Genomic DNA, 7,706 nt, shown 5'->3' on the forward strand with positions numbered 1-7,706 from the left:
CAGTACTAAAATACGGCCCTCGCTTTTCCGCTTGTTCTTTTTGGTAAAAATTTATATATTATTTAGTAAGCAACGTTGCATAAAGTTACGACGAGAAAAGTCAAAGCCTAAATTAGGTTAAATTTGGGTAAAAACTCTCTAAATCAGCGAGTATTCCTGATTATCCCTGTAAAAGCAAATAAAAAATCCTTATAATAAGAGATAGGGTAGTCCTTGCCCAAATCTCAAATTATAAGGAGATTTCAAATGCAGGACAAGGATACTACGCAATCCACATTTATGCAAGCCTTTCAGCCGTTTTTTTCAAAAGATTTATGGAAAGATATTCATCAGGAGGTCCCAGACCTTGATCGCATGACCAAAAAACTAAAAACAAATCAACTCACTCTCCTCATTAGTAAAGACTTTGCCTACTAAGGTTTCGGAAATGCTTTTTAAACGCACCTTACACAAAGTAGCTCGAAAGCAAGGGTATGGTAAGATTCAGCAGCAACTAGGTAAATTGTACATGATTGACGCATCCACCATCAGCCTATGCCTTTCCCGGTATCCTTGGGCAGTGTTCAGAAAGAGCAAAGCCGGTGTAAAAATGTGGAAAAGGACTATCTGTTAGCCCGATGCTCCTTTGGACTAAGAGGAGAATATTCAGATGGTTGTATACACCAATTTAGGCGAATAATTGAAGAAGGCCAGAGTCGAATTTTTTCTAGACAGTAACCATCTTAATTAATGCAACGCTACTGAATTAATACACTCTGTTACGTCCCTCTTTCTTTGCCCGGTATAGATTCCTATCTGCCATAGCTATTAATTCGGAGATGCTCGCTATACCGGAATCTTTAAAAACGGTTTGGATACCTATACTGCAGGTGACGGTTATTTTTTTTCCTTTAAAGTAAAAATTATAACTTTCAATCGCTTCTCTGAGTCGGTTAGCGATGCTCTTAGCAACTTTTTTTCCGCTGCCCGGCAGGCAGATCAGGATCTCATCGCCACCGTACCGGGCAACCCACCCACTTCCCCTGCGGAGCTGTTTTTGCAGCAGCAGAGCCAGTTTCTGAAGCACTTGGTCACCTGCCGTATGGCCATTTTGGTCATTGATTCTTTTAAAATAGTCAATATCTATAAAGAGAAGGCTCAGAGGCTGATTCAATTCAAAGGAACTTTGCATATCAATGGGCAGCCGTTCGTCAATATATCTTCGATTATAAAGTTTGGTAAGGGAATCTGTGATAGCCATTTCCTTTATTTGCAGGATGGACAAATCTTCAAAATTGCGGGATTCTGAACCGAAACGGGTATTCTGCCGGATAAATTGTTTAAATTCCAGTGAATAAGGTTTAACAGCAATCAGGACTGGCATTGTCGTTATGGCGGTTACCCAATTATCGATTAAATGCACTCTAAAGGCAGCGTTTGCAGAACGGTAGAATCCATTCTCAATTTTATTAGAATCATCCAGGCGGGTATTCCGCTTGCCGGCTTTCCTTGTGGTCTCATAAATGATGTTATTGTCAGTGTCTGTAAGGCAAACCGATGTATTTGCCGACTCCAGTACTTGAATACTATTAAGGGCTTCCGCTAAAGTATTAAAAACCATTTTTATTCACCTTTCCTTTAGGAGTATAAGGAAATGACGCGCCTATGCGCGTCATTTTGGGAACCGGCTAATGTTATCCGCAAACTATTTTTTTCTCTGGTGATCAATATTGCAGGTATATAAGCTTAGATTCACAAAGTTGGTTGCCATGAATAAAAGCCCCTTTATTTACACATTATAAATGTATTATTTAATATTGTACATCAATTATGGTTTTATGTCAATACATCAATAATGTGTGTGGTATTATTTTGTACACTGATGGAATGTAGAAGGGGCGAGCTATGAAAAAAACATATGAAATAATCCGCGGACTTCGAGAAGATAAAGATTTGAGGCAACGAGACATTGCCAAAATCATTGGAACAACACAGCAACATTATTCCCGATGTGAGAAGGGAGAATGTGATCTGCAAACTCGCGCGATTGTTAAACTGGCGGATTTTTACAATGTGTCAACGGATTATCTTTTGGGCAGAACGGAATGCCAACAAGGCCTTGACGCACTTAATCAATCTATTGTAGGAGCTTATACAACCGGACGTCTTTTAACAGAGGTACTCTCTTTAAATAATATCGGACGGCGTGCCGTAGTGGAGTATATCGGACTTCAAAAGCTTAAGCAGAAAATTCATAAGACCGGGGAATGAGAAAATTATCAAGGAACCTTGTTTTTGGAAGAATTTAAAGCATGCCGTCAGCTTGAGTAAGAAGGAGGAAAACTTGACAATTTGAGTTAGGATAAGATTAGGAGTAAAATAGTGTTTGGGAGTGAAAAACTAATGAATAAAAAGCCTGAGCCAGAAAAAGCCGACAGAGCAGTGCTTGAGAAATTAGAAGAGACCTGTCTGGAAAAAGAAATTGTTTTTGCCGGGCGCATGCTAAAGATGGACCGGGATAAGGTTCGTTTGCCCAATGGTGCGGAAGCTACCCGGGAAGTGGTTCGGCATCCGGGAGCAGTAGGAATTATACCTTTTAAAGGGGAAGAATTGCTTTTAGTTCGTCAATATCGCTATCCTATCGAGCGAGTCACCCTGGAAATACCGGCCGGCAAACTGGATCCCGGTGAAGACCCTTTAGTCTGTGCTCAACGAGAACTAAGGGAAGAGACCGGTTACCGCGGGACCTTGGAGCATTTGGTTAGTATCTATACTACCCCGGGCTTTACCGATGAAATCATTCATCTCTACAAGGCAACGGCTTTGGTCTGGGACCCTTTAGAAATGGATGATGATGAGTTTTTAAACGTGGTGAGCATGCCTTGGTCCCAAGCTAAGGAAAAGGTATTAACCGGTGAGCTTAATGATGCAAAAACCATGTTAGGAATATTTCTGTTACTAAGTAAAGAATCAGGCAATATTAAATAGAGAAGTAGAAAGAATAGGTAAATTTATGACGAATCACTATGCAGATCTTCATATTCATATCGGACAAAGTCTTGATGGCCAAGCGGTCAAAATTACAGCGGCGAAATCTATGACTCTTCCTAATGTTCTTCAGGCCTCTCGGGATATTAAGGGTCTGACGATGATCGGAGTTATTGACTCACAATCCCCCGGGGTACGCAGGGACTACCAAGCCTTGCTCCAAGATGGGGTGCTGCGCCCTCTGGAAGGGGGAGGCTATGGAGCGGAAGGCTTGACTGTAATTCCGGGAACAGAAATTGAACTGTCCATCGGCACGGGCTCAGCCCATTTTCTGGCTTATTTCCCTAGCCTGAGACATATAGAGAAGTATGTAGATAAACTAAAACCCTATGTGAAGAACTGGCAGCTCAGTTCACAAAAAGCCCACCTGTGTATTGAACAATGGCTAGAGGCGGTTGCAGAGGGGGAAGGGATTTGGCTGCCTGCTCATGCTTTTACACCACACAAAGGGATTTACGGCAATTGCTGTGCGAGCCTCCTGGATGTTTTGCCGGGTATGCCGCCTGCTTTGGAGATCGGGTTAAGTGCCGATCGGCAAATGGCGCGCTCAATTACAGAACTGGAGCAAGTTGTTCTTTTTAGCAATTCCGATGCTCATTCTCTGCCCAAGATCGCTCGTGAATATAATCTTCTGCAGTTATCAGAGGGGTCTTTTTTAGGTCTGCAGGAGCTTGTCTATAAAATCAAGGGGGAAGTGGTGGCTAACTACGGTCTGCCGCCTATCTTCGGCAAGTATCACCGCACCTATTGCCTGGTCTGTGAAAAGGTTGTGGAGGGTGAACCGCCTCTTTTAAGCTGCCCGGTATGTGGAGGCTCACAGGCAGTGACAGGTGTACTGGATCGTTTGGTTAGTATTGCCGATGGAGAAATTCCCTCTACGAAAGATCCCCGCTATGTCTACCAGCTTCCTCTCCGTGATTTGCCAGGGATCGGCCCCAAAATGTATAATCGTTTACTTGAACATTTTGGCACGGAAATGAATGTATTACACCGCGTAACTAAGGAAGATTTGATCCGGGTGGGAGGTGAAAAAGCTGCTCAATGGATTTTGCGTTCCCGCAGAGGAGAGCTGGAATTTCAAGCAGGGGGCGGCGGAGTATTTGGTAAAGTAGTGGACATACTTTCCTGAACTCCCGAATAGGATGTCTATAGAGGACGGCTATAGACAGGGAGGCTGGAGGTATGCGTAAACTAGGAGTGCATATCCGTCAATATTGGGTTATATATGTTGCTTTGGTCAGCATTTATCTAGCTGGAATAATTTTTGGCGCTATGGGGGTTGGGGCTCTTAACGCCGGAGAAACTACGGAATTAAGCAGCTTTTTGGACAAGCTGTTGGCTAGTCAGCCCACCACCTTGGATTCGGATTTCTTAATGCAGCTAGCCAGGGAGCAGTTTATTATAATGGCGGGAATCTGGCTCCTAGGGTTAACTGTGATCGGTACCCCCTTGATCTTTCTGATCGTTTTTACTCGCGGGTTTGTTTTCGGCTTTACCCTGAGCTTTATTGTGGGCTTAAAAGGTCTTTGGGGCTTAGGCTTAGTTATTATTTCGGTACTGATTCCGGCCCTGGCCGGGATTCCTTTTCTACTTTTGGGTGCGGGACTGGCCACCATTTTTTCCTTCGTGCTTTTGAAAGGAAAGCAAGCAGGAGAATCTCTGCGGCGGGAATTTATGTATTACTCCCTGGCTACAGTGCTGGTTTCTTTAGGGGCGGTCCTTATCGGGGTTACCCAGGGTTACTTTTCCATACTTGGAGTGCGTTTTTTTAATTTGTAAGGGTTATCGTTGCAAAGTCGTGAAAAAGGTACCTGTCCCCATTATTCAAGGGAAGTCGAAATGACTTCCCTTAAAATTTTTTTGATCAATACAGCTTAAGTATATTGACGACCGAGAGTTAGCAGTGGTAAACTAGGTCTAGAAGTTAGCAGTGCCTTACTCGAAATGTATTTATTTAATCAATCGTGTTTAGGAGAAAGATTGAGTGGGATAACCACTTTTGGAGTAGGAGGATGGATTATGACTACCCTAAAAGATGTTAAGATTGGTGAGACTGTTACCGTGGTTAAGCTACATAGCCAGGGAGCGCTTAAACGCCGTATTATGGATATGGGCATTACCAAAGGTACTGAGGTTTTTGTACGTAAAGTGGCACCCTTGGGTGACCCAATTGAATTAAATTTACGTGGTTATGAACTTACCCTGCGCAAAGAAGATGCAGCCTATATTGAGGTGCAGTAGCTGCGCCGATATATTTTTTGGCTCGTGGTTAGCTTATGCTAACTGACTGGCTGTATGGAAAGTATCGGTCTGTGGGCACCTATGAGCGACTAGGGGCTTCCGTATTCCGAGGGTGTTTATTGTTTGCAGTGGCGGCAGTTCCTTCGTGGCGTGGCATAAGTTCTCTGTAGAGGAGGAAAAAAGATGGGTTTGCGAATTGCTTTGGCCGGTAATCCCAATTGCGGAAAAACAACCATGTTCAACGCTTTAACAGGTTCCAACCAAACTGTGGGAAACTGGCCTGGAGTTACCGTAGAGAAAAAAGAAGGAATACTTAAAGGCTATAAAGATGTAACTATTGTGGATTTACCGGGGATCTATTCTCTTTCCCCCTATACCCCCGAAGAAGTGGTATCGAGAAAGTATCTGATCGAGGAACGCCCCGATGCCATCATTAATATTGTTGACGGTTCTAATCTGGAAAGAAATTTATATTTAAGCACTCAATTGCTGGAGATTGGAATTCCGGTGGTTATTGCCATCAATATGATGGATATAGTCAACAAGAATGGGGATAAAATTGATACCGCAAAGTTGGCTCAAGCTTTAGGCTGTGAAATATTCGAAGTATCCGCCATGAAGAAAATAGGGATTGATGAGGTTGTAGAAGAAGCTGTTCAGATCGCTCGTAATCCTCGTCCTCATGGTCGGCAACCGATTTTTTCATCTGAGGTAGAGAATTCTCTAAGGCTTATTGAAAGTAGGCTTCCCGCAGATATTCCGGAACTTCACAAGCGTTGGTATGCTATTAAGCTTTTTGAACGGGATGAGCGAATACTTGAAGAAATGACTGGTGTATCTGCGGAAGAGATCATTACCAAAATGGAGAAAGATCTTGATGATGATAGTGAATCTATCATTACCAATGAACGCTATAATTATATTACCGGCATTGTGAAAGAAAGCTACACTCGGAAAAATACTTCCCGAGTAACCACTTCCGATAAAATCGATCACTATGTAACCAACCGGTGGCTGGCTTTACCGCTCTTTGGGGCAATTATGACTTTTGTCTATTATATTGCCATTACGGCTGTAGGTGGCCCACTCAGTGTTTTTATGAACGATACCTTATTTGGCGAATGGATTAGTGTATCTTTATCAGGATGGCTGGAAAATATCGGGACTGCGGCTTGGTTGAACGGGCTAGTCATCGATGGTATTGTGGGTGGTGTAGGGGCTGTTTTAAGTTTCGTTCCTCAGATGCTAGCCTTATTCTTCCTGTTGGCGATCCTAGAAGAGTGCGGCTACATGTCGCGGATTGCGTTTATTATGGATCGCTTATTTCGCAAATTCGGCCTCACCGGAAAATCCTTTATCCCCATGTTGATTGGCACCGGCTGTAGTGTACCCGGCGTTATGGCCAGTCGGACCATTGAAAGCGAAAGTGACCGGCGAATGACCATCATGACTACAACTTTCATGCCTTGCGGGTCAAAGATGCCGATTGTCGCCCTAATCGCTGCTGCTGTGTTTGGGGGAGTATGGTGGGTTGCCCCCAGTGCCTATTTTATTGGGGTGGCAGCCATTGTGGTCTCGGGCATTATGCTTAAAAAAACACGACCCTTTGCCGGGGAAGCGGCCCCTTTTGTTATGGAACTTCCTGCTTACCATCTCCCTACTGTCAATAGCGTTTTACGAACTACTTGGGAGAGGGGCTACTCTTTTATTAAAAAAGCCGGTACGGTTATCTTATTAGCAAGTGTATTTATTTGGTTCCTATCTTCTTTTGGCTTCGTTGCTGGGTCGGTACAAATGGTAAAAGATATTGATCATAGCATCATTGCTCTTATCGGCGGGGCTGTGGCACCGATTTTTGCCCCTCTTGGTTTTGGCAGCTGGCAGAGTGCCGTGGCTACCCTTATGGGGCTCTTGGCCAAAGAAGAAATTGTGGGTGTATTCGGTGTACTATATGGTGTATCGGGGGATGCTCTAGAACTGGTCGAACAAGGTGCTGTTGGCAGTTTAAGTGGAATTGCCGGACATTTCACTGCCCTTTCTGCTTATTCCTTCATGATTTTTAACCTTCTCTGTGCACCATGTGTTGCAGCAATGGGGGCAATCAAAGGGGAAATGGCCGATAAAAAATGGACTGCCTTTGCTCTAGGGTACCAAACGATTTTTGCCTACCTCATTGCCTTCATAGTGTTTCAATTCGGCTCCTTCTTCAGTGGAGCAGGATTTACCGTAGGTACTGCTTTTGCGGTGGCTGTTCTGGGAGTTTTCCTATATATGATTTTTCGATCGGGCACACCTACCAGGCTTAAGGTTAAAGGGGTCCCGATTAAAGGATAAAAATAAGAAGGTGACATTATGTTAGAATGGTTCGTTGCTAATGCAGCTAACTTGATTATCGGGGCTGTAGTGCTTCTAGTCATTGCCCTGGCAGGACGCAATGT

7 protein-coding genes and 1 pseudogene are annotated in these 7,706 nt (G+C 43.7%); 7 read left to right on the forward strand and 1 reads right to left on the reverse strand.

Annotated elements, in window-relative coordinates:
* Positions 1 to 246: 246 nt before the first annotated feature.
* A pseudogene (locus tag AC1U9U_RS14215) lies at positions 247 to 601 on the forward strand (IS4 family transposase); the annotation flags it as partial.
* A 144-nt stretch (positions 602 to 745) separates the two neighbouring features.
* Here AC1U9U_RS14215 and AC1U9U_RS14220 read toward each other — a convergent pair.
* Positions 746 to 1,600 carry a GGDEF domain-containing protein gene (locus tag AC1U9U_RS14220; RefSeq protein ID WP_479961213.1) on the reverse strand — a complete coding sequence of 285 codons (855 nt, stop codon included), beginning with the start codon at positions 1,598 to 1,600 and terminating at the stop codon, positions 746 to 748.
* Positions 1,601 to 1,884: 284 nt separating this feature from the next.
* On the opposite strand from AC1U9U_RS14220, the gene AC1U9U_RS14225 reads away from it, so the two are divergent.
* The 6 genes from AC1U9U_RS14225 to feoB all read left to right on the forward strand — a co-directional run bounded on the left by AC1U9U_RS14225 (position 1,885) and on the right by feoB (position 7,602).
* Positions 1,885 to 2,250, forward strand: coding sequence for a helix-turn-helix domain-containing protein (locus tag AC1U9U_RS14225; protein WP_479961214.1), 366 nt, complete (start codon positions 1,885 to 1,887; stop codon positions 2,248 to 2,250).
* Positions 2,251 to 2,382: 132 nt separating this feature from the next.
* Complete coding sequence (locus AC1U9U_RS14230) at positions 2,383 to 2,967, forward strand: NUDIX domain-containing protein (protein ID WP_479961215.1); 585 nt, start codon at positions 2,383 to 2,385, stop codon at positions 2,965 to 2,967.
* Positions 2,968 to 2,992: 25 nt separating this feature from the next.
* A complete protein-coding gene (locus tag AC1U9U_RS14235; protein ID WP_479961216.1) occupies positions 2,993 to 4,156 on the forward strand; it encodes an endonuclease Q family protein in 1,164 nt (387 codons plus the stop codon).
* A gap of 53 nt (positions 4,157 to 4,209) precedes the next feature.
* On the forward strand, positions 4,210 to 4,806 hold the full coding sequence (locus tag AC1U9U_RS14240; RefSeq protein ID WP_479961217.1) for a stage II sporulation protein M: 597 nt from the start codon (positions 4,210 to 4,212) through the stop codon (positions 4,804 to 4,806).
* A gap of 240 nt (positions 4,807 to 5,046) precedes the next feature.
* On the forward strand, positions 5,047 to 5,268 hold the full coding sequence (locus tag AC1U9U_RS14245) for a FeoA family protein (protein WP_479961218.1): 222 nt from the start codon (positions 5,047 to 5,049) through the stop codon (positions 5,266 to 5,268).
* A gap of 183 nt (positions 5,269 to 5,451) precedes the next feature.
* Positions 5,452 to 7,602, forward strand: coding sequence for a ferrous iron transport protein B (gene feoB, locus AC1U9U_RS14250; protein ID WP_479961219.1), 2,151 nt, complete (start codon positions 5,452 to 5,454; stop codon positions 7,600 to 7,602).
* Positions 7,603 to 7,706 lie beyond the last annotated feature (104 nt).

It is taken from the genome of Desulfitobacterium sp., from assembly GCF_982384815.1.

What these genes read in the sequence shown, in the direction of transcription:
- AC1U9U_RS14240 (WP_479961217.1), top strand. Translation starts at nt 4,210, where the DNA reads ATGCGTAAACTAGGAGTGCATATCCGTCAATATTGGGTTATATATGTT.
- feoB (WP_479961219.1), top strand. Translation starts at nt 5,452, where the DNA reads ATGGGTTTGCGAATTGCTTTGGCCGGTAATCCCAATTGCGGAAAAACA.
- AC1U9U_RS14220 (WP_479961213.1), bottom strand. Translation starts at nt 1,600, where the DNA reads ATGGTTTTTAATACTTTAGCGGAAGCCCTTAATAGTATTCAAGTACTG.
- AC1U9U_RS14230 (WP_479961215.1), top strand. Translation starts at nt 2,383, where the DNA reads ATGAATAAAAAGCCTGAGCCAGAAAAAGCCGACAGAGCAGTGCTTGAG.
- AC1U9U_RS14225 (WP_479961214.1), top strand. Translation starts at nt 1,885, where the DNA reads ATGAAAAAAACATATGAAATAATCCGCGGACTTCGAGAAGATAAAGAT.
- AC1U9U_RS14245 (WP_479961218.1), top strand. Translation starts at nt 5,047, where the DNA reads ATGACTACCCTAAAAGATGTTAAGATTGGTGAGACTGTTACCGTGGTT.
- AC1U9U_RS14235 (WP_479961216.1), top strand. Translation starts at nt 2,993, where the DNA reads ATGACGAATCACTATGCAGATCTTCATATTCATATCGGACAAAGTCTT.